Origin of the sequence: Paraburkholderia azotifigens (assembly GCF_007995085.1) — a bacterium.
In the GTDB taxonomy this organism is placed as follows: domain Bacteria; phylum Pseudomonadota; class Gammaproteobacteria; order Burkholderiales; family Burkholderiaceae; genus Paraburkholderia; species Paraburkholderia azotifigens.
Window position 1 is genome coordinate 1,997,033 of record NZ_VOQS01000005.1, and the last position, 22,361, is coordinate 2,019,393.

The 22,361-nt window shown below is 63.0% G+C and carries 24 protein-coding genes; 8 read left to right on the plus strand and 16 right to left on the minus strand.

Features of this window, described 5'->3' with window-relative positions; translation table 11 throughout:
* The first annotated feature begins 1 nt into the window (after position 1).
* Positions 2-967 (plus strand): ParB/RepB/Spo0J family partition protein, encoded by a 966-nt coding sequence (locus tag FRZ40_RS40905; protein WP_147238084.1) that lies wholly within the window; start codon positions 2-4, stop codon positions 965-967.
* A gap of 2,340 nt (positions 968-3,307) precedes the next feature.
* Positions 3,308-4,588, plus strand: a complete 1,281-nt coding sequence (locus FRZ40_RS40910; protein WP_147238085.1) for a DUF445 domain-containing protein — start codon at positions 3,308-3,310, stop codon at positions 4,586-4,588.
* Positions 4,589-4,595: 7 nt separating this feature from the next.
* Here the strand turns inward: FRZ40_RS40910 and FRZ40_RS40915 are convergent, their stop codons facing one another.
* The gene (locus FRZ40_RS40915; protein ID WP_147238086.1) at positions 4,596-4,919 is read right to left on the minus strand and encodes a hypothetical protein; all 324 of its coding nucleotides are present in this window, start codon (positions 4,917-4,919) and stop codon (positions 4,596-4,598) included.
* Positions 4,920-5,133: 214 nt separating this feature from the next.
* Here FRZ40_RS40915 and FRZ40_RS40920 point away from each other — a divergent pair, with 214 nt between their 5' ends.
* Positions 5,134-5,535 (plus strand): MOSC domain-containing protein, encoded by a 402-nt coding sequence (locus FRZ40_RS40920; RefSeq protein WP_231516156.1) that lies wholly within the window; start codon positions 5,134-5,136, stop codon positions 5,533-5,535.
* A gap of 23 nt (positions 5,536-5,558) precedes the next feature.
* On the opposite strand, the gene msrB is transcribed toward FRZ40_RS40920, so the two are convergent.
* Entirely contained in the window at positions 5,559-6,011 is a 453-nt protein-coding gene (msrB, locus tag FRZ40_RS40925) for a peptide-methionine (R)-S-oxide reductase MsrB (RefSeq protein WP_028367548.1), read from the minus strand.
* A 331-nt stretch (positions 6,012-6,342) separates the two neighbouring features.
* Here msrB and FRZ40_RS40930 point away from each other — a divergent pair, with 331 nt between their 5' ends.
* Positions 6,343-7,026 (plus strand): DNA-3-methyladenine glycosylase I, encoded by a 684-nt coding sequence (locus tag FRZ40_RS40930; protein ID WP_147238088.1) that lies wholly within the window; start codon positions 6,343-6,345, stop codon positions 7,024-7,026.
* Positions 7,027-7,029: 3 nt separating this feature from the next.
* Here FRZ40_RS40930 and FRZ40_RS40935 read toward each other — a convergent pair whose 3' ends face one another.
* The 6 genes from FRZ40_RS40935 to FRZ40_RS40960 form a co-directional block, all read right to left on the minus strand.
* The gene (locus tag FRZ40_RS40935) at positions 7,030-7,470 is read right to left on the minus strand and encodes a zinc-finger-containing protein (RefSeq protein ID WP_147238089.1); all 441 of its coding nucleotides are present in this window, start codon (positions 7,468-7,470) and stop codon (positions 7,030-7,032) included.
* Positions 7,471-7,597: 127 nt separating this feature from the next.
* Entirely contained in the window at positions 7,598-8,347 is a 750-nt protein-coding gene (locus FRZ40_RS40940) for a hypothetical protein (protein WP_231516158.1), read from the minus strand.
* A gap of 186 nt (positions 8,348-8,533) precedes the next feature.
* Positions 8,534-9,454 carry a DUF2950 domain-containing protein gene (locus FRZ40_RS40945; RefSeq protein WP_147238090.1) on the minus strand — a complete coding sequence of 307 codons (921 nt, stop codon included), beginning with the start codon at positions 9,452-9,454 and terminating at the stop codon, positions 8,534-8,536.
* An 11-nt stretch (positions 9,455-9,465) separates the two neighbouring features.
* Positions 9,466-10,842: a DUF3300 domain-containing protein gene (locus tag FRZ40_RS40950; protein WP_147238091.1), complete on the minus strand. Its 1,377-nt coding sequence runs from the start codon at positions 10,840-10,842 to the stop codon at positions 9,466-9,468.
* Positions 10,843-11,198: 356 nt separating this feature from the next.
* Entirely contained in the window at positions 11,199-12,425 is a 1,227-nt protein-coding gene (locus FRZ40_RS40955; protein WP_147238092.1) for a c-type cytochrome, read from the minus strand.
* Positions 12,426-12,494: 69 nt separating this feature from the next.
* Entirely contained in the window at positions 12,495-14,222 is a 1,728-nt protein-coding gene (locus FRZ40_RS40960) for a methanol/ethanol family PQQ-dependent dehydrogenase (RefSeq protein ID WP_028367541.1), read from the minus strand.
* A 378-nt stretch (positions 14,223-14,600) separates the two neighbouring features.
* Here FRZ40_RS40960 and FRZ40_RS40965 point away from each other — a divergent pair, with 378 nt between their 5' ends.
* On the plus strand, positions 14,601-14,840 hold the full coding sequence (locus FRZ40_RS40965) for a hypothetical protein (protein WP_147238093.1): 240 nt from the start codon (positions 14,601-14,603) through the stop codon (positions 14,838-14,840).
* On the opposite strand, the gene FRZ40_RS40970 is transcribed toward FRZ40_RS40965, so the two are convergent.
* From FRZ40_RS40970 to FRZ40_RS40985, 4 genes are all read right to left on the minus strand, one after another.
* On the minus strand, positions 14,821-15,039 hold the full coding sequence (locus tag FRZ40_RS40970) for a flagellar motor protein MotA (protein WP_147238094.1): 219 nt from the start codon (positions 15,037-15,039) through the stop codon (positions 14,821-14,823). The genes FRZ40_RS40965 and FRZ40_RS40970 overlap by 20 nt on opposite strands.
* A gap of 39 nt (positions 15,040-15,078) precedes the next feature.
* Positions 15,079-15,360 (minus strand): pyrroloquinoline quinone biosynthesis peptide chaperone PqqD, encoded by a 282-nt coding sequence (gene pqqD / locus FRZ40_RS40975; protein WP_147238095.1) that lies wholly within the window; start codon positions 15,358-15,360, stop codon positions 15,079-15,081.
* Between the two features lie 75 nt (positions 15,361-15,435).
* Entirely contained in the window at positions 15,436-15,510 is a 75-nt protein-coding gene (pqqA, locus tag FRZ40_RS40980; protein ID WP_033379411.1) for a pyrroloquinoline quinone precursor peptide PqqA, read from the minus strand.
* A gap of 175 nt (positions 15,511-15,685) precedes the next feature.
* A complete protein-coding gene (locus FRZ40_RS40985) occupies positions 15,686-17,674 on the minus strand; it encodes a sigma-54-dependent Fis family transcriptional regulator (protein ID WP_147238096.1) in 1,989 nt (662 codons plus the stop codon).
* 144 nt (positions 17,675-17,818) lie between these two features.
* Here FRZ40_RS40985 and FRZ40_RS40990 point away from each other — a divergent pair, with 144 nt between their 5' ends.
* A complete protein-coding gene (locus FRZ40_RS40990; protein WP_147238097.1) occupies positions 17,819-18,778 on the plus strand; it encodes an alpha/beta fold hydrolase in 960 nt (319 codons plus the stop codon).
* On the opposite strand, the gene FRZ40_RS40995 is transcribed toward FRZ40_RS40990, so the two are convergent.
* The 4 genes from FRZ40_RS40995 to FRZ40_RS41010 form a co-directional block, all read right to left on the minus strand.
* Positions 18,775-19,050, minus strand: a complete 276-nt coding sequence (locus FRZ40_RS40995) for a hypothetical protein (RefSeq protein ID WP_028367535.1) — start codon at positions 19,048-19,050, stop codon at positions 18,775-18,777. The two genes, FRZ40_RS40990 and FRZ40_RS40995, sit on opposite strands and share 4 nt — an antisense overlap.
* Before the next feature lie 165 nt (positions 19,051-19,215).
* Positions 19,216-19,497 carry a hypothetical protein gene (locus FRZ40_RS41000; protein ID WP_028367534.1) on the minus strand — a complete coding sequence of 94 codons (282 nt, stop codon included), beginning with the start codon at positions 19,495-19,497 and terminating at the stop codon, positions 19,216-19,218.
* A gap of 148 nt (positions 19,498-19,645) precedes the next feature.
* Positions 19,646-20,374 (minus strand): glycine zipper 2TM domain-containing protein, encoded by a 729-nt coding sequence (locus FRZ40_RS41005; RefSeq protein WP_147238098.1) that lies wholly within the window; start codon positions 20,372-20,374, stop codon positions 19,646-19,648.
* Positions 20,375-20,499: 125 nt separating this feature from the next.
* Positions 20,500-20,844 (minus strand): cupin domain-containing protein, encoded by a 345-nt coding sequence (locus FRZ40_RS41010; RefSeq protein WP_028367532.1) that lies wholly within the window; start codon positions 20,842-20,844, stop codon positions 20,500-20,502.
* A 171-nt stretch (positions 20,845-21,015) separates the two neighbouring features.
* Between FRZ40_RS41010 and FRZ40_RS41015 the strand changes: the two genes are divergently transcribed.
* On the plus strand, positions 21,016-21,804 hold the full coding sequence (locus tag FRZ40_RS41015) for a transposase (RefSeq protein ID WP_147238099.1): 789 nt from the start codon (positions 21,016-21,018) through the stop codon (positions 21,802-21,804).
* Positions 21,805-21,998: 194 nt separating this feature from the next.
* Complete coding sequence (locus tag FRZ40_RS41020; RefSeq protein WP_147238100.1) at positions 21,999-22,310, plus strand: DUF4148 domain-containing protein; 312 nt, start codon at positions 21,999-22,001, stop codon at positions 22,308-22,310.
* The last annotated feature ends 51 nt before the right edge of the window (positions 22,311-22,361 follow it).

Sequence of the window (22,361 nt, forward strand, 5' to 3'; positions counted from 1 at the left end):
AATGTCGATAAAGGACAGGCTGGCAAAGAAAACGGGTGACCTGATGGTGCCAGCGCCGGCGCAGGAGGCCGGGCGCGCAGCGTCGCCGCGGACGGCGCCGGGTCAGATGCTTGCGTTTCGTAGCGCGATGCGCGAAAGCTCCGATCGCGTCTCGCAACTGGAAGCGCAACTCAAGGAGTACGACGGCGCGGTTCCGATCCGCGCACTGGATCCGAAGACGATCCAGGCATCGAAGTGGGCAAATCGGCAAGATTTTGGCGACGAGAGTTTTGCGGAGCTGAAGTCGCTGATTGCTGAGGCGGGTGGTAACACGCAACCGATCAAGGTACGGCCGGCGACGGATGGCGACGGCTACGAGATCGTGTTCGGGCATCGTCGGCATCGCGCGTGTCTGGAGCTCGATCTTCCCGTGAACGCGATCGTCGATCGCGAGATTACGGAGCAAGGTCAATTCGTCCAGATGGATCAGGAGAACCGGGCGCGGAAAAATCTGAGTCCGTGGGAGCAGGGCGTCTGGTACAAGCGCGCGCTGGACGATCAGCTATGGCCGTCGCAAAACGCGATGGCAAAGGCGTGTGGGCTCTCGCAGGGAAATATTTCGAGCGCGTTGTTGGTCGCTGAGCTACCTGCCGAGGTGATCGGCGCGTTTCCTTCCCCGCACGATATCCAGTTTCATGCAGCGCGGAAGCTGGCAGTGGCGCTCAAGAAGTCAGGCGATGAGATCGTGCAGCGAGCGGTCGAACTGTCGGGAGATCCGTCGCGATCGTCTGCGGAGGTGTTGGCAGCGTTGTTGGGAGCGGGTCGGCCTGCGGCGCCTGTCCGGGAAGAAGAGGAAGTTGGAATCGAGCGAAAGGGGGACTTGCTCGTGATCCGGCTGCGTGCCAGTGGCGTGCCGCAGGACCGAGTCGAGGAGTTGAGGCAGCTGATTACCGGGTTCCTCGAGGACGTGCAGTCGTCGGGGGATTGAGGGTGTCGAGGCGGTGCCTGCTGCCAGGTGGCAGGCGCCGGTTGTTGTTTCTGTAGCTGGTTGTTGATTCCCTCCGACGTTGCATTCGTCGACGTCTGTTTCTCTTCTTCGCGTTGTATTAGCACCGTTGTTTCCCCCGTCTCTGTAACTGTCGACGCGCTTCGTTTCTTGAGCGCGCGGCAGACGTTGACTCATGGTAGTTGGGCGAGGGCGTTCGTCCGAAAGCCTAGAGTATGTACCGCAGATGGATCGTGTTTCGACGGGGCTATTTACGGTAAATAAGGCGGGGTGCAGGTGAACGGAAGCGCATCAGCCCGAGCAAGGCGGATGCTCCGGTTTGACGAGCGCACCGGAGCGTGCGTGATCCAAACCGAGGCGCTTTACGACCCGACCCCTCACACCTATTTACCGTAAATAGCTGATCGGTTGATCGCCAGCGATGGCGTCTGCTCTCCGTCTGCTATTTATCGTAAATAGGTGCGTGCCGACGGCAGCGCGCCAGTCCACGCTCAAAGTCACTTGCCGAGACGGATCCGATCGCCCCGGGATCTGATCTGGCGAAACCCGCGCCCAATGATGCGGCCGCAAAACCGCAAGACAAATTCAGCCAACTGCAGGTGGACAACCCTTCCTTGCGACAAGCTCAAAAATCCGCTCCTGTCGGCCCTCGCGGCATCAAACTCGATAAATCAGTGAGGCGGGATTGTCGACGAGCAGTCGAAGCGTTGGCGCTCAACCTGGGGGCGGGCGGGACGCGACTGTTCCAAAAGATGATTCACGGACCCCAGCGGGCCGAATGAAACGTGGACCGTTGGTCATTTGATCGCATCAAGTCCTACATTCGCGATAGACGATGCGCCAGGATCAACGGCGACGATCTTCGTGCCGAAGGCCACTAGCTAAGTCCGGACCGGACGCCGCGAGGGACACTTCAATTCGGCGTCTCCATTCCCGTCCCGATGGGAGACCTTGCTGATGTGTGTACCGGAACATGGTTGACACATACAGACGATCCTCCGCCGAAGGGCGCTAGAAACACGATAAACGCGAGTGAAGAATTTGCCCGCGTGGGCGCTCTACGGAGCTGCCATTCACCGAACCGTACAGCGCATCAGCACGCGCATCCGCCCCCGAGAGTGGCTACAGGGAATTCACACGCCAGCACCGAACGAAGGGCCTCAAGGCGTGACTGAGCAAGCGTTCGAGTTGTCCGCATCACAGCCCGGCGTTCACTCCAGGCAATCGCCGATTGCTTGCAGGCGCCGCGCCATGTGCGCAGCGAGGCGGATGCAGGATCGACGGGGCTTGTGCGATTTGGGCATTGGTTTGCTCCTTCGGCCCGCGACGATCACGACGATCGTGCGCCGTCGAGGGACAATCGAATTGCGAGAGAGCGCGCAGCCCCGGCCCTGGCACCGATTCAAATACGCGTATCCAGACACGGCACGCTGGTAGATGGACTTCATCGCGATTTCCCGCGCTGGTGGATAAGCGCTGTGCGCCACTCACGGTCATCGGTCCAGTCTCGCTTTGGACGCCGCCTGGCGCGCGACCATACACGTTATACATTCCGAACGGGAGCGGGCGTCTCGCCGCTACAGGCAACGGTGCACCGTTGGGCCCGCGAACAGCCAGCCAGGCAAATCACAGCGCTCGCCGTGACAGGCGGCTTCTCGACGCACGCGCACACGCAGCCGAAACGCCTGCAAAGGCAATATCTCAAAAATAATACTCAGTAATACGAATAAATAGGCAAAGAGCCTGAGCGAAAGCCCGTCATGGCGCGCAACATTATTCTCCGAGCCTTAGCGCCTCCCAAAGCGCCCCAAACCGGTACGAAGGTCTCAACGTATCAACAAGCACCGCAAGCCCGCTATCCAGCCTCAAAACGCCCAAAATCAAACCCAAATCAGCGCCCCCACCAAAAACCATTTCCCGCCAACGACTTGCATCGCAATCCGTGAAACAACCTTAAGTAAATCGAGGATCAGAAGAATCCTTTATAATGCAAGGAGTTAGCTATCCGCTCGCCGAATGTTTCACGCAATTTGCTACTTCGCGCGAGATATTTCGCGGCAAACTTCCGGATCGCTGATTTTCTACCATCAAGCACTTCAATCGTATTGTTCGCTACGTAGTTCGTGGTATTCGCTACCATTTCTCGCGTTCGATCGCACGGCAAGTCAAAGCTCACCGCATTTTTAGGTGATCACGAGCGCGAAAAGCTCACAAGTCCACACAATGGAACAGCGCTTGCCGACATCGTCGATCTGGCAGCCCCGCAGTTCCATGGTCAGGCAAGCGAGACCCGCACACCCATCGACCCGACACGCACCCACGATGAACAAGGAAGTCGAACTCAAACGCGCCAAGCGTCGCGCGACGCTCCTTCTCCTGATCGCCACCGCCATCTTCATCGCGACGGCCTTCATGCAGCGAAGCATGTGGATCGACGGCATCAAGGCCGTGGCAGAAGCCGCGATGGTCGGCGCGCTTGCCGACTGGTTCGCCGTCGTCGCGCTGTTCCGCCGTGTGCCGATTCCCGGCGTGGCGGCACACACGGCGATCATTCCGCAGAACAAGGACAAAATCGCCGACAACCTCGCGATCTTCGTGCGCGAGAAGTTTCTGGACGAGTCGTCGATCGTCGGTCTGATCCGCAAGCACGATCCGGCGCAGAGCATCACGAACTGGCTGTGTGTCGAGGCGAACACGCAGCGGCTAGGCGACTACGTGCTGACATTGACGGGCGGCATCCTCGAACTGCTCGACGACACGCGCATCCAGGCGTTCATCAAGGACGCGCTCGACGCGATGCTCGACAGAATCGACCTGTCGAAAGCGACGGGCGCGATTCTCGACACGCTGACACGCGACGGCCGTCACCAGGAACTGCTCGACGAAGGCATCGAGCATCTGATGGCGCTGCTGCGCGAACCGGGCGTGCGGACGTTTATCGCCGAGCAGATCGTCGACTGGTTCAAGCGCGAATATCCGACGCTCGAAAAGATCATGCCGTCTGAATGGCTAGGCGAAAGCGGGGCGAATGTCGTCGCGGATACGGTGAACAACATGCTGCTGCGCGTGAGCGAAGATCCCGGCCACAAGTTGCGTCACAAGTTCGATGAAGCGGCCGCGCGCCTCGTCGTCAAGCTGAAGTCGGATCCAGCGTTTCTTCAGAAGGGCGAGGAGATCAAGCGCTATGTGAAGGAGAGCGAGAATCTCGCGCTGTACGTGAAGGATCTGTGGGCTCAGTTGCGGGACTGGCTGCGGCTCGACCTCGCGCGCCACGACTCCGTGCTGCATTCGAAAGTAGCCGCGATGGGGAAATGGGTTGGACGCGAACTGGCGCAGGACGAATCGCTGCGCCGCTCGCTGAACGATCATATGGAGGAAGCGGCGCGCGCGATGGCGCCTGATTTTGCCGGCTACCTGACGCGCCACATCAGCGACACGGTCAAGAACTGGGATTCGCGTGATATGTCGCAACAGATCGAGTTGAACATCGGCAAGGATTTGCAGTACATCCGCATCAACGGAACGCTCGTCGGCGGATGTATTGGCCTGCTGCTTTACGCAAGCTCGCAGATTTTCGCGCTGGTGCGGCTGCACATCGGCTAGCGCGCGGTTACTGCGTCGACGTCGGCTTCTTCTGCTGCGCGCATTCGTTCGTGAAGAGCATGCTCGCCTGGTCGGGCGTCATCGCTTCGGGGCTGCTGTAGATGCGGTCGATCATCGCCGTGACCGCCTGACGATCCGACTCGTCCTTGTAGTACTTCTGCGCCTGATTCAGCGCCTGATCCTTCGTCTTCTTGTGACGGCGCCAGGAGGCGACCTGTCCCGCGATATCGCCGATCGCGAAGCACTGGTCGGCGACTGTCTGCGCAAATGCCTGCGTCGATGGTTGCGCGAGGCAGACGGCAAGCGCCGCTACGGCTACTGCTCGTTTCATTTCCGGTTCCTGTGATCAGATGGGCGATAGTATAAAGACGGTCGCCGCCGCGCCGCAGTCTGGCATTCATTGCCGCTGATCCACATCCACTCTGTCTATCCGCAACACGCACATGCCGCTCAACACGTCATCGCCGCTCGCACGATTGCTCAATGGTCCCGTTCATCCCGGCAAGATTGTATGGATCGGCTTGCGGCCGCGGCGAAAAGACGCAATGTCAGCAGTCGAGGCGGCGATGATCGATACGGACGCGGGTCTTATCGGCGATCACTATGCGAGCCGCGCAGGCGCGCGTCAGGTTACGCTGATTCAGGCCGAGAGCCTGCGGAGCATCGCGAGTCATCTGGGGCGCAGCAATGTCGCTGCGTTCGATCTGCGGCGCAACATCGTTACGGAAGGCATCAATCTGATGGCGCTGAAAGACCGGCAATTTCGGATCGGCGAGGCCGTGCTGCAAACGACGGGCGAATGTCATCCGTGTTCGCGAATGGAAGATGTGCTGGGTGTGGGCGGCTACAACGCGGTGCGCGGATTCGGCGGCATCACGGCGCGCGTCGTGCGAGGCGGCTCGATCAGGATCGGCGACGCGATCGAAGCGCTGGCCGTCGAGGGCTAGCGCGTCCGATCGCATCGCGGTGCTTACTTCTTCGCGACTTCGAATAGATCGCGATATTGCCCGTAGCCTTCCGCTTCAAGCTGCGAAACGGGGATGAAGCGCAGCGACGCCGAGTTGATGCAGTAACGCAGCCCGCCCGTTTCGCGCGGACCATCCGGAAACACGTGGCCGAGATGGCTGTCGCCGTGCTTTGAGCGCACTTCGGTGCGGATCATGCCGTGCGTCGTGTCACGCAGCTCGACGACATGCTCGTCTTCCAGCGGCTTCGTGAAGCTCGGCCAGCCGCAGCCGCTGTCGAATTTATCCATCGACGTGAAAAGCGGCTCGCCGGACACGACGTCGACGTACAAACCCGCTTCCTTGCTGTCCCAGAACTCGTTGTAAAACGGCCGTTCCGTCCCGCTTTCCTGCGTCACGCGACGCTGTTCGGCCGTGAGTCGGGCCAATGCTTCCGGTGTCTTTCCGTATGCGGACATGTGTGAGTCTCTCCTTGATAGGGGCAGCGAGCGAAGACGCCCGCCGCACGAGTCTGACGGCCAGCTTTACGGTATTGCCGCTGGCGGCCGCTCGTATGTATGGGCATTGTGAATACGCACAAGCATACGCAAATGTCCCACTGCTTGCAGTGCGCGCGCCAGTTCACTTTCGTGGTCAATACCGCGATTGATCACGGGCGGGTGTCGATTGATGCGTGCGGGGAATCATTCGCTCGCGCTTGCGACAGGGCGACAAGGAAGACGACAATAAGCGCGCCCCAAAGACCAAACCACCAAACCGCCGATCCTGCGCCCGCCACGGGCACCGACGATGAAGAAAGCACCTCCCGCCACAAAGCCCGCCGCCAGGAAGTCACGCGCCGCAGCAAAAAAAGCGGCGCGTCCGACGAAGCCGCAGCCGCTCGATGCAATCGTTGGCGCCGACGGTCTCGCGCGTCCGCCATGGGCCGCCGTCGACCCGCTGCTCAAGCACTACTACGACACCGAATGGGGCATGCCCGTGCGCGACGAGCGCGGCCTGTTCGAACGGCTGAGCCTGGAGGCGTTTCAGTCGGGACTGTCGTGGGCGACCATTCTGCGCAAGCGCGACGCCTTTCGTGAGGCGTTCGCGGGCTTCGATCCCGATGTGGTTGCAACATTCGACGACAAGGACGTTGAACGCCTGCTCGCCGACGAACGCATCATCCGCAACCGCGCAAAGATTCTCGCGACGATTGCCAACGCGGCCGCGACAATCCGTTTGCGCGAAGAAGGCGGGCTGGCCGCGCTGATCTGGTCGTTCCAGCCGCACACGACGCCCGCGCCTCGCACGATCGCCGACATCCCCACGACTTCCGCCGAATCCATTGCGTTAAGCAAGGCGCTGCGCACGCGCGGCTTCGCCTTCGTCGGGCCGACAACGATGCATGCACTGATGGAAGCGACGGGCATTGTCGATACGCATCTCGTCGACAGTCATCGCCGCGGCAGTTCGGGTGTCTGGCCGCGCGATTGAATATCAACTGGTGCGTCGCGCGGCCATGAACGCCTCGACATAGCGAAGCGCCTGCTCGCACTGATCGAGCGACAGCATGTGAATCGAATTGGGCAGCGGATCGAAGCCCAGTTCGGTCGCGACCCAGCGGATCGCCTTCGCGCGCGCTTCGAAGGCATTCACGCCATCGCGCCGCACCTTGCCGGCGACGAGCGGCTCGAGCGTATCGTGCAAGCGGCTTTTTGCGTCGCGCAACGCGGCATCGGCGAGGCGGCCGAGCGGGACATGCCGCGTGCTGCGAGCGGGAATGCCGATCCACGCCTGACACGGCGCGCAAACCCAGACAGGGCCGTGATCGTCGCGATACGGATAGATTTCGTCGCCAGCGCGCGCCAGCACGGCTTTTGCGCCGCAGTAGTCGCACAGCGGCTGCGGCAGCGCCTTGACGGGTTTGCCTACGCGCATCGCAGCGCCTCGGCGGGTTTCACGGGCTTCATACGGTTGGAAAAAAACGACGATTCGAAGAGGATCAGCGTACCCAACGATACCAGTTGACCGTTCTTCGTACGAGAGGCAAGGCGATGCGCCAAGGCTACGGCCCGTCCACACGCCCAGGTGTCGACGACGCCGGCGGCGGAATCGCGGTCGCGGGCGTGCCCAGACGCGTTGCGGGCAACGCGCCTTGCATCGTGCGCGGCGCCATCGTCCGAAGCAGGACGAGATCGCGTTCCGGATCGGGCATGGCGATGATCGCGTGCAAGGTCACACGCGTCGTCCAGCACACATCGGACGGCGTCGCCAGCTTCGGGTTCGACGTATAGAACGCGAACCGCTCGAGGTCTTTCTGGTCGCCGCGCAGCTCGGCGATCAGTGTGCGCGTCAGCTGGTTCTCCGCCGCCGCGTACTGCTGCGGCGTCGGTGCGGGCAGGGGCGCATTCGACGCCTCGCTGACCAGCACCTTGTAAAGCAGGCCGAAATACTGGTCGACGTCGGCGTCCGACATTTCGCGCAACGACACGTGATTCATCACCGCACTCATATCGTCAAGACCGAAGCAGTTGACGGGAACCAGCTCGTCGAGAAAACGCGTCAGCAGCTTCACATACTGAAGCCGGTCCGACGGCGATAAATGCGCCAGACCGTTCGACATCAGGTCTTCGCGTGCCTTGGGATCGAGAAAGATCTGCCCGACATGCTGACCGCCGTTCTGAATGTCTTGGGCGATCACGGGATCCTGTTGAATCTTCTCGACCCAACGCAGAATGATCCGCGACTTGTTCGAGTTCGTCTCGATGCCGTGCCGGCGCAAGAGCTGCTCGAGATCGTTCGATTCGGAATTCATGCCGCTCACGGCTGAGTCCGGCGCAGCAGACTGCGGGGCAGCATCAGACTCGCGGCGTATCGCGGCATGAGCCAACGCCGTGAAAAGCAGTGCCGTTGCCAGCAGAATGAGAACAGAGGCGGAACGTCTCATGTTGCCCCAATTCGCGATAACGTCGGACGTGCCGGATGCTTCTGCCAGCGCGTTTCAGGGCTGGTCCTTGGTCCAGCCGGGCCCGGGGTCGAACGATGTCATCGCCTTCGCTTTTTCCGCGCTGTCGGGCCCGAGGTCGCGCTCGTAGACCTGCCCGGCGTGACTCACCATGAAGCTCTTGATGCCCGTGTCCCCATAGCGCGCGGGCCACGCGATCACGGCAAAACCGCCGAACAGCTTGCCGTGCGCGAGATAGTCGTATGCGCCGCCCGGCGCGTGCGGTCCTTGCGACGTGAGCAGCTTGTAGTGATACCCGTGATAGCCGGCGTCGCCGGCGTTGCGCGCCGCCGTCGCCGCCCGGATGAACGCCGGTCCGAGGGGACTGGGCGGTGCATCCGCCTGCGTCGGCCAGTACAGGCCGTCCTGTTTGCCGGGCGAGCTCGACAGCTTCGACGCGTACGACAGCAGCCCGTCGCCGTCGTGATCGGTGAGCGCGTATTCGCGCTGCGCATCGTAGATCGCGAGCATCGTCTGGATCACGGCGAGTTCGTTGCGGCCGATGCGGCGCAGCCGCATTTCTTCAGCGCCCGCGCGGGTATCGAAATGCCATCCCTGTGCGGACTTCAGCAGCGGAATCGGGAACGTCCAGCCGTCGCCACCCACCGAGATGTGTGCGTGATGATCGTCCGTCTGCTGGATTTCATGCGACTTGCCCCACTCGTCGATGAAGCGGCTCCGCACGTCCGCGCCGACGGGCGGAATCCAGTTGCGGAAATCGCGGCCGAAGAGCGATTGCAGCGTCGCTTCCTGGTTATCAGCGATGGCTTCGCCGAACGCATTCATCGCGGCATCGGGCGAACTGAAGTTCTTCTGCGCATGTGCCGTCGACACGGCAACACACAGCGCGCATGCAAGCGCAACCGCGCGTAGCGCGGCCGCCCCCGAACCCGGACGGAATCCTGACGATGTTGTCATGCTCGTGTCTCCTAGCGTCTTCCGCCGCGCGCACCGCCGCCACCGGCCCGCATGCCGCCTCCGCCGCTCGGCCGGTTGAAGCCGGAGCTCTGCGCGCTGGCGCGTCCCCGATCGTAGTTGCGCTGTGTCGCGCCGCCCGAGCCTACGCCTTGAAACGCGCTGTCGCGGCCGCCGCTGAAACCGCTGTTACCGCCGCCGCCCGCGCGATCGCTGGCGCGCGTGACGTCGCCCGCGCCTGCACCGGCGCGGTTCGACACGCCGCCGCGGTCGCCGGCAGCCGGGCGGTCCGCTGCGCCCGCGCGGTTGCCCGTATTCGACCGGTCCGCCACCGATGCACGGTTGCCCGCATTGCCGCGATCGGCTGTCGTTGCACGGTTGCCCGCGCCCGCACGGTCAGCCGTGTTCGCGCGCCCGCCCGCGCCTGCATCGCGGCCGCGGAAATCGGAGCGTCCTTCGGCGCCGGGCACGTTCCGCGAATACTTTTCGCGGGTCGCGTTGTCCCGGTAAGCCACACCCTGACGATGGCTGCCGTCGTGCTGCCAGCGGCCTCCCTGGACCTTGGTGCGGTCGAAGTTGCGATCGATGTTCGCGGCCTTGTTGACGTTGATATTGACGTCGCCGCCGCCCCAGTTGCAATTGCTGAAGATTGCGCCGGCGGCGGCGAGCCCGATGCCCCACGCGAATCCCGTCATCAGCGCTCCGCCCGGATAGTAGGCCGGGGGAGGCGGCCAATAGGTCGGCGGATAAGCGGGATAGCTCCACGCGCCATACACGACGGTCGGGTTGTACGCGGGCACGTAGATCACCTGCGGATTCGCAGGCTCGACCTTGATGATCGTCTCCCCGCCGCCGGCGGGCGGCTGTTCGACGACCACGTTCTGCTGCTCGTTCGATTTCAGATTGCCGGAATCTTTCGCTCGCGCCCGGAGCCGCTGCACGGCGGCGAATACGTCCTTCTGCTGCGCGAGAAAGGCGTCGCCGAGTTTCTGCGTCCAGTCGAGCTTGTCGTTCATCGGTTCGAGAATTTGCGGGAATGCGACCATCGATTTCACGCTGACATCCCACGGCTGACTTTCGACGGCCTTCACGGCGGCATCGCCCTTGACGTTCGGATTGGCCTTGACCCAACGCGCCGCGTGCACGATTTCCAGCGGATACGTCGACGCCATTAGCACTTGCGACAGCACGGAATCGGGATATAGCGCGATGGGCGCGACGAGCGCCTCGATTTCCTCTGGCTTGAACGGTTCAGCGGGCGCGGCTGCGGGCGCGGCTGCAGACGTGGGTTGCTGCTGGGTTTGAGCCTGTACGCCGCCTGCACTGAATGCGAGCGCGGCAAGGATCCACAGGCATAGTGCGAAGGCCCGTTCCAGGCGGGATGGGGACATGGCCGCTCCTTCAGACTGAATAACAGGGATCCGAACTGATCGGCCCCGCCGTGACTGACGGAAAAACGGAAATGGCTTGTACAGGAATGCGGCATCGACTCTATTGGATGTTAGGACATCCGTGCGTGAAGTGATGCAAATACTCGGCCTGCTTGCCATCGATGCAAGGGCCGTTATCGGATGAAGTAATTAAGGACTGTGTGAGTCACGCACACGGCGTCATGGAGCGCACGTGCTGGATACGCAGCGATTCGATACAGGAGGGCGTTGCACACATTGCATCAATACGCGAGCGCGGCGCGTGTCGACGGAAGCCGTCACGCGCCGCGCATTCGACGCGAACAATCAGATGAACCTTACTTGCCCGCGTTGAGCTTCATGGTCGACGCGCGCGCGTCGTCGGCCGTCATCTTCGTGCCGCTCGCGCGATAGCCGTTGGAATAGAGCAGGAACGCCATGATGTCCGCGTAGTCCTGATCTTTCATCTTGCCCGGCTTGTCGGCTGGCATGTTCGTCGACAGATAGGTGAACACGCCGCCGATCGTCAGATGCGCATTCGATGCCGGCGCGAACGCCGGCCCTTGCAGCGCCGGCGCTGTCACGCCCTGCAACTGCGCACCGTGGCATTTCGCGCACGCCGACGAGTAGAGCGTCTTGCCGTGCGTCGCTTGCGCCTGATCGAATGACGGTGTGCCGCTCGCGTCGGCGGCGATCTTGATGAAGCCGCCGGCGTTGTCCGCAGTCGCCGTCGCGAGCAGCGCACGTTGCGCGAAGGCGCGCGATGCAGCGGGTCCGTCGCGAAAGCGCGCGGCATCGTCGCTGGCTGCCGCGTCGAGCGCGTGCGCAGGCAACGCCCAGTCGTGCGTCAAGGCGACGAGGCGGCCATTGCCCGACAACCGGTCGAGCGCCGCGTCGATCCTCGGACGCATCGCAGCGGTGCGCGGCCCGAACGCGAATACGAGTTGCCAGTCTGCGTACGGCGAGCGCGCGGCGGAAACCGTGAATTGACGTTGCGGATGCGCGAGCCGATACGCGACGACAGCCGGATACCAGACGATCGCGCGCTGCGCCTGTCCCTTCGCTACGGCCTCGACCGTCAACGCCGACGTATTCTCCAGATCGAGCGTGACGCTCGCCTGTTGCACGGCGATGAGCTGCGCGGGGCTCGCATACGTTGCCGCGACGGTGTTCTTCGCGGCGCCCTGCGGATTGGCGTCGGGCGCTTCGATGCTCACGTAGCCCGCGCGCAGATAGCCGCGCGAGAATTGCAGCTTGCTGCTGGAGCCGTCAGCCACCGTCGAGCGCGGAAAGCCCGCGATCACGTCGCACTCGCGTGCGAGCGTTCTGTCGAGTTCCTTCAGCGACACGCCGTCATCGTCACCTTCGCCGATGCCGTGCCTGACGATCGTCGCGGCGATGCCCGCCTGCGCAAACGCGTCGCGCGCGACGGCTTCGTCCAGAGACGCCGACGGACTGCCGGGAAACGTACAGACCTTCACGGCCGCCGTCGCGTGAACGGACGTGAGCGCGACACAGACGGCAAGCACGCCTGCCGCCGGAATACGATTGAGAGAGAGGTTCATTTCAAGGCGTCCGGAAAGAGCGGAACGCGCGCGGCGATGCATCCGCTGCGCGTGCCGCTTCTGCAAAGATCACGAATGGTTGAGGGCGAACACGTACAGCGTTCCGCCGCGCGGCACCTTGTCGGCGGCCTTTGCCATCGGGCCGCCCCAGATCGGATTCGCGCCGCCATAGCCCGCGAGCACGGCGACATATTCCTTGCCGTCGATCTCGAACACCGACGGCTGCGCAATGATGCCGCTTGCGAGCTTCGGGCTTTGCCACAAGACCTTGCCGCTCGTGACGTCGAAGGCGTAAAGATGTCCGTCGAGCGAGCCGCTGAACGCGAGGCCGCTCGCCGTCGTCGCGACGCCGCCGTTCCACGGCAGCTTGCTCCAGTGGCTCCAGAGCTTCTTGCCCGTGTTCACGTCGATGGCCTGCAGTTCGCCGTATCCCTTGCTGCCCGGTTCGGGCTTGATCTCGAAGCCTTCGCCGAGATAGGGCAGGCCTTCCATATACGTGACCGACTTGCCGGACAGCGACATGCACGCGTGCAGCGTGGGAATGATTGCAATGTGCTTGTCTGCGTCGTAGGAAACCGACCACCAGTTCTTGCCGCCAAGGAAGCTCGGACAGGTTTCGATGGTCGTACCCGTCTTCGGATATTTCGATTCGTCCTGTACGGGTTTGCCGTCGGCTGTATAGCCCGTGACGGAGGTGGCCTTTACGAATGGACGCGCATAGATCAGCTTGCCGTTGCTGCGATCGATCGCGTGGAAATAGCCGTTGCGGTCCGCGTGGATGATCGCGTCATAGTCCTTGCCGTCGTATTTGATGTTGGCGAGGACGGGCGTGTTGACGCCGTCATAGTCCCACGTGTCGTGACGCGTGTACTGGTAGTGCCATTTGAGGTTGCCCGTTTTCGGATCGAGCGCGAGCAGCGAGTCCGAATAGAGGTTGTCGCCGGGGCGAAGATCGGCGAGCCACGGTCCGGGGTTGCCGACGCCCCAGTAGAGCGTCTTGCTGCCGGGGTCGTACGTGCCCGTCAGCCATGCGGGCGCGCCGCCGTGCTCCTGCATGCCGTCGGGCCACGTATTGCCGTTCGGCTCCTTCGCGCCGGGCACCGTATAGCGCTTCCATTGGACGTTGCCGTTCTCGGGATCGAGCGCCGCAATGAAGCCGCGCGCACCGTACTCGCCGCCCGAACTGCCGACCACGAGCGCGCCGTCGAGCGCGAGCGGCGCAAGCGAGAACGCGTAGCCCGTGCCCGGTTCGAACATCGCCTTCTTCCACACCAGGGAACCGCTTTGCGCGTCGAGCGCGGCCACTTCGCCGTTCAGCATCGCGACATAGACGTTCTTGCCGTACAGCGCGACGCCGCGATTCACAACGTCGCAGCACGCGTTCTTGAAGGCTTCGGCGCCGAGCTTCGGTTCGTACTTCCAGAGTTGCTTGCCGGTCGCTGCATCGAATGCATAGACGTTGTCTTTGGGCGTGGTCACGAACAGAAAGCGACCGTTGATGATGGGCGTCGCTTCGAAACCTTGCTGAAGGTCTGCCGGAAACTTGTACGCCCACGCCTGCTTCAGGTTCTTCACATTCGACGTATCGATCTGCTTGAGCGGCGAATGCGCCTGACCGTTGTATGTGCGGTAGTACGTGAGCCAGCCGGGATCGCTTTGCGCCGACGTGAGCCGGTCGTAGGTCACGGCGGGATAGTCGGCCGCGGCGGCTGCCGTCGCGGGCTTCATACCGATTGCCGCCACGACGCCCGCGACGAGCATCGCGAGCCGCGTGGCCGAAGCCGGACTTGTCTTCATCGTTGTCTCCTGTCCCATCCAAGATGGTTGTGGGTGAGTTATCGGTGCGACGCCTGTCAGCAGCGCTTCGTCGGCGTGTGTGAAGGCGGCGGGCTCGTAAAGGCAAGTCGCATGCCATTGTTTGGCTATCCTTGCGAATCGGCGTGTGTGCTGTCGAACCGATATGCGCCCGCTGCGATTACGCATTGAAGAGGCGCATGCGGCGTGTTGCATCGTGGAGCAGTGGACAGTTCGCCTGTTGCCGTATGTGACACCGCGACATGTGATGTGTCTCGATGCGCGTCGACGACGTGCGCCTCGCTGAGTGGCATGCTTCTCGCACATTGCATTGCTACGAGCGCGAACGTGTAGCGTCGTCAATCAGCGAGTGCGAAGGTCATGAACAGTTTGCGGGCGATGGTCGAGCGGTGGCTGGCGCACATGCCGCTGTGCGAAGTGAGTTTTGCCAGATTCGGATGCGAAGGCGGCGGACGCCGCTGTCATGTGCGTGTCGATGTGCATCGACCGGAAGGCGATGTCACGATTCATTTCTTCCGTCATCGCGACGGCATGTGGCGTGTGTTTCCGCCGACTGCCGCGCCGGTTGCGATGCGTATCGCTACGACGCGCGGCGACTGAGTTCGGCGGCACTATTGGCTTTTGCCGTCGTATCTGCCGTTGCGTTGTTCCGGAAGGGCGATGCGAGACGCCCGTTGTCAGCGCTAAGCCGCCACTCCGTGTGCGACTTGTGCAGCATCCATATCCACATGGCGGCGGACAGCAGTGCGAGCACACCGAGCGTACCGCCGAGAATCAGAAACATCATCAGGTCGGACATGAGCCTGTCCTCAAGTTCGTCCGCCGTCGCCTGCGCATGTCAATCGACCCAGCCGCGCTGCCGCGCATGATCGATGAACTGATACACGTCTGTTGCGAGACCGGACGCATTAAAGAGGGCTTCAAGCTCGCCGATGATGTCGTCGAGTTCGCGCGTGCCGTCGCAGCGCGTGAGGATGGCTCCGGCACTCGGATTGAGTTTCACCTTGCCCTCCGGATGCAGCAGCACATACGCGTCCTGCACCGGCTCCCATTGCAGCCGGAAGAGATCGCGTAGCCGCGGGCGCTCGCTTGCACCGGCGTTCGCTTGCGTCGGAATCATGCGGTAGGCCTCATCGATGGAATGAATGCGCCGTCGGGCGCTGCGCACAACGCGCGACGGCGCTTCAACGCGGCGTCAGCGGGTGGCGATATACATCGTGATTTCGAAACCGAAGCGCAGATCGGTATAAGCGGGCGTCGTCCACTGCATGGCATGTCTCCTGGATGGTTTGCCGAACAACCGCGATCGGTCGCGGTCGGAGCGATTTAACGCAAGCTCCATGCCGGGGAAGATTCCCGCGACGTGCGCAGTGCTGTCAGTGAACAGGCTGTCCAGTTTCGGAGCACAGGTGTTCCAAAACTCAACAGCGCGCGACAGACGGACATTAGTCGTCGTTTCGCGGATCCGGGCCTGCGCACAGCGAGGGCATCTTCCGATATACGGTGTTGCGCGAGATGCCGAGCGCCCGCGCGGCCGCCGACACGTTGCCGTTGTGCCGCGCAACGGCCGCCGCGATCGCGGACGCCTGCACGTCGTGGAGCCGCGTGCTCATCAGCGGCACGGGAGCGCCCGCTGACCGCGCGCCGAGCGCCGCGCCGCTGCGCAGATCGTCGAAGAAATCTTCGGGCAGGTGCTCGCGCCTGAGTTCACCGTCGTCGTCGACCATGGCGGCTGCCGTGCGCAGCAGATTGCCGAGCTGCCGGAAGTTGCCGGGCCATGCGCATTCCTCGAACAGCGCCATCACGTCGGTCGTGACGCTGAGCGGCGCACCGTCCGATTCGTCGGACGGCATCGACTGCAGCATCCGCTCGATCACGACGGCGAGATCCGTCCGTTCACGCAATGGCGGCAGTTTGACGACGAGACCGTTCAACCGGTAATACAGATCCTCGCGGAACCGGTTCTGCACGATCATTTCGCGCAGATTGCGGTGCGTCGCGCAAATAATCGCGATATCGACAGGCACGGACTTGCTGGAGCCGAGCGGATCGACGACGCGCTCCTGCAGCACGCGCAGCAGCCGAACCTGCAGCGGATACGGCATGTCGCCGATTTCGTCGAGAAACAGCGTGCCGCCATTGGCCTGCAGCAGCTTGCCGACTGCGCCCTTGCGGCGCGCGCCCGTGAAAGCGCCTTCCTCGTAACCGAACAGTTCCGACTCGATCAGATTTTCCGGGATCGACGCGCAATTGACCGCGACGAACGGGCCCGCGCGGCGCGGCGAATCGTTATGAATGGCCTGCGCGAGCAGTTCCTTGCCGGTGCCCGTTTCGCCCGTGATCAGAATCGGAATGTCCTTGCCGATCACCTTGCGCACCTTGGCGATGACGGCGGAAATCTGCGGATCGCCTGTGTCCAGAGCGTCGAGTCTCGATGGCGCATTGACGGAAACAGCCGTCCTGGCCGGCTGCACGCGGGTGACGGCGGGCCGTGTGCCGACGGCGGAATCGCCGGGCCACGAACCTTCGCCGCCGAGCGTCGGCCGACGAAACTCGACGCTCGCGCAAACGACCGTGCCATTGTTCAGATCGAGCGTGATGTGATGACCGTGGCTCGCGCGCAGGCGGTCGATCAGCTGCGGCGTGGTCAGCCCGAACAGCGACGACAGCGTGTGTGCGCGCATCGCGGCGAGCGGCAGCCCGACCTGAAACTGCGCGCTGCGATTCGCGGACAGAAAGCGTCCGTCGCACGTGAACGCCATGATGCCTTCCATCAACGTGCCGAGAAATTCGGGCCGGCCATGAAATGCGATTTGCAGCGTGTTGCGGAACGTGTTCGCGAACAAATGGTTTTCGATCATCTGCACGGACATCTTCGCGAGCGCCATCGTGTGCTGATGGTAGCTGCGGTGATCGCCCGTCACGTCGAGCACGCCGACCAGATCGCCATAGGGATCGAGAATCGGCACGCTGGAGCAGGTGAGGAAGCGGTTCGCGGCGAGATAGTGCTGATCGCCGTGCACGACGGTGGCGCTGCGTTCGGCGATCGCCGTACCGATCGCATTCGTGCCTTGCCGCTCTTCGGCCCAGTTGGCGCCTGCCTTGAGCGCGACCTTCTCGGCGCGGCGCAGGAAATCGTCGTCGCCGATCGAATGAAGAATCAGACCTTCCGCGTCCGTCAGGACGATCATGCTTTGCGTGTTCGCGATCTGCTCGCGCAGCGTTTCCATCACGGGCGTCGCGTGAGCGTACAGCACGCGGTTCTGTTCGAGCTTCATCCGCAATTCGCCATGCGTGAGCACGTCGTAGTCCGGGCACATCGACGCGCTGAGTCCGAACGTTTCCGACCTCTCGTGCGCTTTCTGGATCGACGGAGTGAGCCAGCCGCTCTCTCGGCCTGTCAGTGATCCGATAGTCTGGACATCGTCGCGCATCGTCTCCTCCGGTATCTTGCCAGTCGTAATGCCGGCATCGCGGAGTTCAAAAAGCAAGACGCGGGCCATTGGGCTTCAAAGCGTTACGCTGTCAGCTTCGCGAAAGGATGCGTGGCGGCGGACACGATCGGCGAGAATGAATGCATGAGCACGCACGACATCGCACATCATCGAACGATCGCACGCGACGGTCACACGGTTGCCTACACCGTGCATGGCGAGCCTGACGGCGTGCCCGTCGTCGTGCTGCATGGCGGACCTGGTAGCGGCAGCAATCCGGGCGTATTGCGCCTCTTCGATCTCGCGCGTTGCCGAGTCGTGATGGTCGATCAGCGCGGCACAGGCGCATCGACGCCACGTGGCAGTGTTCGCCATAACGACACGCGCCATCTGATTCGCGATCTCGAAGCGATACGCGCGCGACTGGGCATCGTGCGTTGGGGCGTGGTCGGCGGATCGTGGGGAGCAGCGCTTGCGCTGGCGTATGCAGGAACGCATCCCGCGTGCGTCAGCGGCGTCGTGTTACGTGGACTCTTTCTGACGACGCAGCGTGAAGTGCGCCGCCTGTTCGTCACGTCGCGCTCGCGTGCGCCTGCCGCGTGGCGCGACCTGATGCGCGCGACGCATTGCGAACGCGCGTGGTCGCTGCCGTTGGCCTGCATGCGGACGATGCAGGCGCGAACGCATGGACGCGCCAATGCCGTCGCTGACGCGTGGCGTGCCTGCGAGAATGCGATGTTGATGAAGCCCTCATCGCGATCGGCCGCGACGCGCAGGCAGAAGGCATTGCACCGCGCGAGCGCGATGACGGCGAAGTACCGTATTCAGGCTCACTATCTGATGCACGGCTGCTGGCTCGGCGAGCGTCGACTGATTGCGCATGCCAGGCACGCTGTCGCATCGGGCGTCGCGGTCCACGCGGTGCATGGCTTGCGCGATCCCGTGTGTCCTCCCGACAATCTGCATCGCCTGATGCGCGCGGTGCCCGCCGTGCAAGGCCGGTTTGTCGACGCGGGTCATCTGGCTTCCGACGCGCGGCTCGCCGAAGCCCTCGCCGCGGCCATCGAAGCCATGTTCGCCGCTCGCGAAAGCCGACGACGCTAACTGTCCTGACCGGCGAACAGATCGCTGAAAAGATCCGGCGTCGCCGCGCGCTCCGCTTGCTGCGCGGGCAGCGTTCCGTCGCGAACCTGCGCGAGCACGGCGGGCGGCAGCCATGCTTCTTCCATTGCGGCGATGCCGTTCTCGATCATCTGTTGCAGAAAGAACGACTGCCGGCGTCCCGTGGCGTCCGCCAACAGTTTCAACCTGCGTTCGATCGCGGGATCCACCCGCACTGCCACTACCTTCAGCTTGTTTTCGGCGGTTCTCTTCACCGCGTGCTCCTGTTGATAAAACTTTGCGCGGTGCTTCTACCACGGAGCTCTGCCGGATTGCAATGTTTTCTTTGCTGACGGTGTCGTTTGCGGTGGGGTTCGGGCCGATCGGTTCGCCAGGGAATCCGGATCGTTTCCGCTCAAATTCAACCGGCGACGATGGCTTTAATCGTCGTCGTCATCGTGATGACGATGCCAGCCGCGATGACGGCCATGATCGTGCCAGTCGCGCGGATCGCGATAGCCGCCGTATCCGTAGCCATAGTAGACGGGCGCGGGCGCATAGACGGCGGGCGGCGGCGCTTCGTACACGACGGCGGGCGCGGGCTCGACATAGACGGGCGCAGGCACGCCGAACGTCACGCCGACGTCGACGTGGGCGAGCGCCGCCGTGGATGCGCTCGCGGCCACGAGACCTGCTGCGCAAATGAGTGTGAGGCGTTTCAACGTAAGGCTCCGTTCTGGACGTGTGCGGGTGAATGCCATTCGATGGCGAGTGACGGGCATTGTAGAAATGCAGCCATTCTCATGTTGCATCCGTCATGTTGCGTGTGTAACGGCTAGTAACCGGGACGTCGGCGCTCCGTGCTTGCGATCACGAAGCCGAGAGCGTGTCGCCCGATACGTGCACGCGTTGTCCGACCTGAACCTGCGGCTGCGTTTCATACGTGAAGTTGCGATAGCTGCCGTCCTGCATGCGCACCTGCACCTGATAGCTGGTCTGCTTGCGCACCGCGTGCTCGATGCCGTTGCCTGCGAAACCGCCGCCCACCGCGCCCGCGACGGTCGCGAGAATGCGCCCGCGTCCGCCGCCGAACTGATTGCCGATCAAGCCGCCCGCCACCGCGCCGCCGACCGCGCCGAGTCCCGTGGTCGGCTCCGACGTCTGCACGGGGTTGATGGCGACGACTTCGCCCGCGTAGGGGTCGGCGGCGACCTGGCGGGTGCCTGCCGGTTGTGCGTTGCCGCTGTCCGCGTATTGCGGCGCGGGCGCGACGTGCGGCTTGCGCGTGTGATGCACGGGCTTCGGCGCGGCGGGTGCTGCCTGCTGCGCGACCGGCTGAGCGTTGTTCGCTTGCTGGACCGTGCCCGTTTGCTGGGCCGCGTTGGCTGGCTCGACGGCGGCGAGCGGCGCACTGGCCGGTTGCGCGGCGACGGGCGCCATTTGCGCAGCGGGCGACGGCACCGCGTGCGACACAGGCAGAATGCCCGTTATCGCTGCGACTCCTGTGACGCTGGCGAGGATCACGGACACCGCAGCGCCCGCAATCAAAGGATGGATGCGGCTACGTTGCGGCAGGCTGTTCGGGACATTGGCGTTCATGACGGGCTCCACGGTGTGTGTGCCTGCAATAACGTCGCTCGAATGACGGCGGTGCACGCACGGCCGCAACGGTTTTGTAAGCAGTTGTAGCGCGTGTCGGGCGCTACGTGGCGCGAGTTTCGTGATCAGCAAAAGCGCTGCGCGAGATCGTAGATCAACAGAAAGACACAACCTGTATCGCTTCGAAAGCCGTTCTCAACCGTTCCCGCTTCGGCGATGCCGACCCATCCCGGCAACAGGCGCTGACCGTTCTGCACGGCTTCGCCTTCGAGCATGTAGATGAACTCCGGGCCCGTATGCAGATGCGTCGGGAACTCGGTCCCCGGTTCGAATCGCACGAGTTGCATCGCGCGTCCGTCGGCCTTGCCGAGATTCTTGATCTGCACGCCGCTCGCACAGGCCGATGGCGTCCACGGCAACGCCTGCGCATCGGCGGATGAAAAGCGCGGTGTGGCCGGTTGCGGGCTCATCTCGTCTCCTGTTCGTTCGTGTGTGATCGCGTCGGGTGCGGCCAGGGATTTCCTGACACAAGATTCAGCCGGCTCCGCATCGAGCCCGATCCGAATCCTGACTGCATCAAAGATTACGTCATGGGTCAATGGTTACCCGGTGCCCGATGCGCGCAGCGGCTGGAGGAGGGGATGCAGTTCGAAGAGCTTTCCAACGAGGAGTGGTTGCTGATCGCGCCGACCCTCTGCGCACCGCCGCCTGCGGGCATGCTGAAGCGCGGCCGGCCGCGCATCCGGCCGCGTGTGCTCGCCAACGCGGTGCTGTGGGTGTTGACCACGGGCGAATCGTGGGCGAGGCTGCCCGCGCACTATCCGTCGCAGCCTACATGCCGATGCCGCTTCGAAGAGTGGCGGCTCGACGGCAAGCTCGCGGAGATGATCCGCATCCTCAGCGACAGAGGGCGCTGCTTTTCGTATGTGCCCGACATGCCGCGCTCGGTCCCGAAAGCAAAGCCGAAACGCGAAGCGCGCGCGATGGAGGAACGCGGCTTGCCTCGCGTGGTCTGGCGAAGCCAGGCGTCGTGGCAGACGTCGACGGCCGATGCAGGTGTTCGCTTCGCGCACGCCGAGCCGGAACACACGGCAATCGCGGAGATCGAGGCGGTCGCGAGCGGGCCGCTACGCGGGCGGCACACGCAGAATCGCGCGTTCTGGATGGGACTCGCGGCGAAGGGCACGCGCGTGCCCAACGAACGCGGTTACGTCGTGTACGTCGCGGCCGATTCCGTACCGGACGCGATGTTTCGCGGCTGGACGGAGATCACGCGAAACGGCAGGCGTGTCGCGCGATCCGGCCTCGTGGGTCCGAAGTTCGGCGCACCGGAGGCTGCGATGCAATGCGCGCTGGCGTGGGCGCGCCGCTGGATCGAGCAGCATGGCGTGCGCTTCGAATTCGAGCTGCTGCATCGTGCGGCCGATTGACGAGGCAACTATTACCGCCATTACACACGATACAAAACGCATTCCGCACCAGTTTTGGGCGGTTTATAACGTTTCCTGAAACTGAGAGTTGGTCGATCGAGGGTTTATCCGGATGGGCGACGCTCCTAAACTGTTTTCAACGCAACGAACAAAACGTTCGAAGCACCCGAAAACAAATTCTGGAGGTAATGATCATGAAATCGCTCATCAAGGCTGTCGCAGTTGCTGCTGTCCTCGTTGTTCCCGTCATGTCATTCGCGCAATCCAGCCAGCCGGTGACCCGTGCTCAAGTTCGCGCCGAGCTGGTGCAACTGGAAAAGGCGGGCTACGTCCCGTCGAATAGCAGCGATACGCAATACCCGGCCAACATCCAGGCCGCGCAAGCGAAGGTCAACGCAGCAGAGAATAGCGGTGTCGGCGGTGTGGCGGATGGTTCGTCGCAAGGTGGCCAACGCGCTTCGTTCTCGGCCAGCTCGTACTCGGCACCCGTTTTCGAGCACCACTAATGCATTGAGCGCCGGCTTGCAGGCCAGCGCAGTCCGCTGAGGTAAATCGTC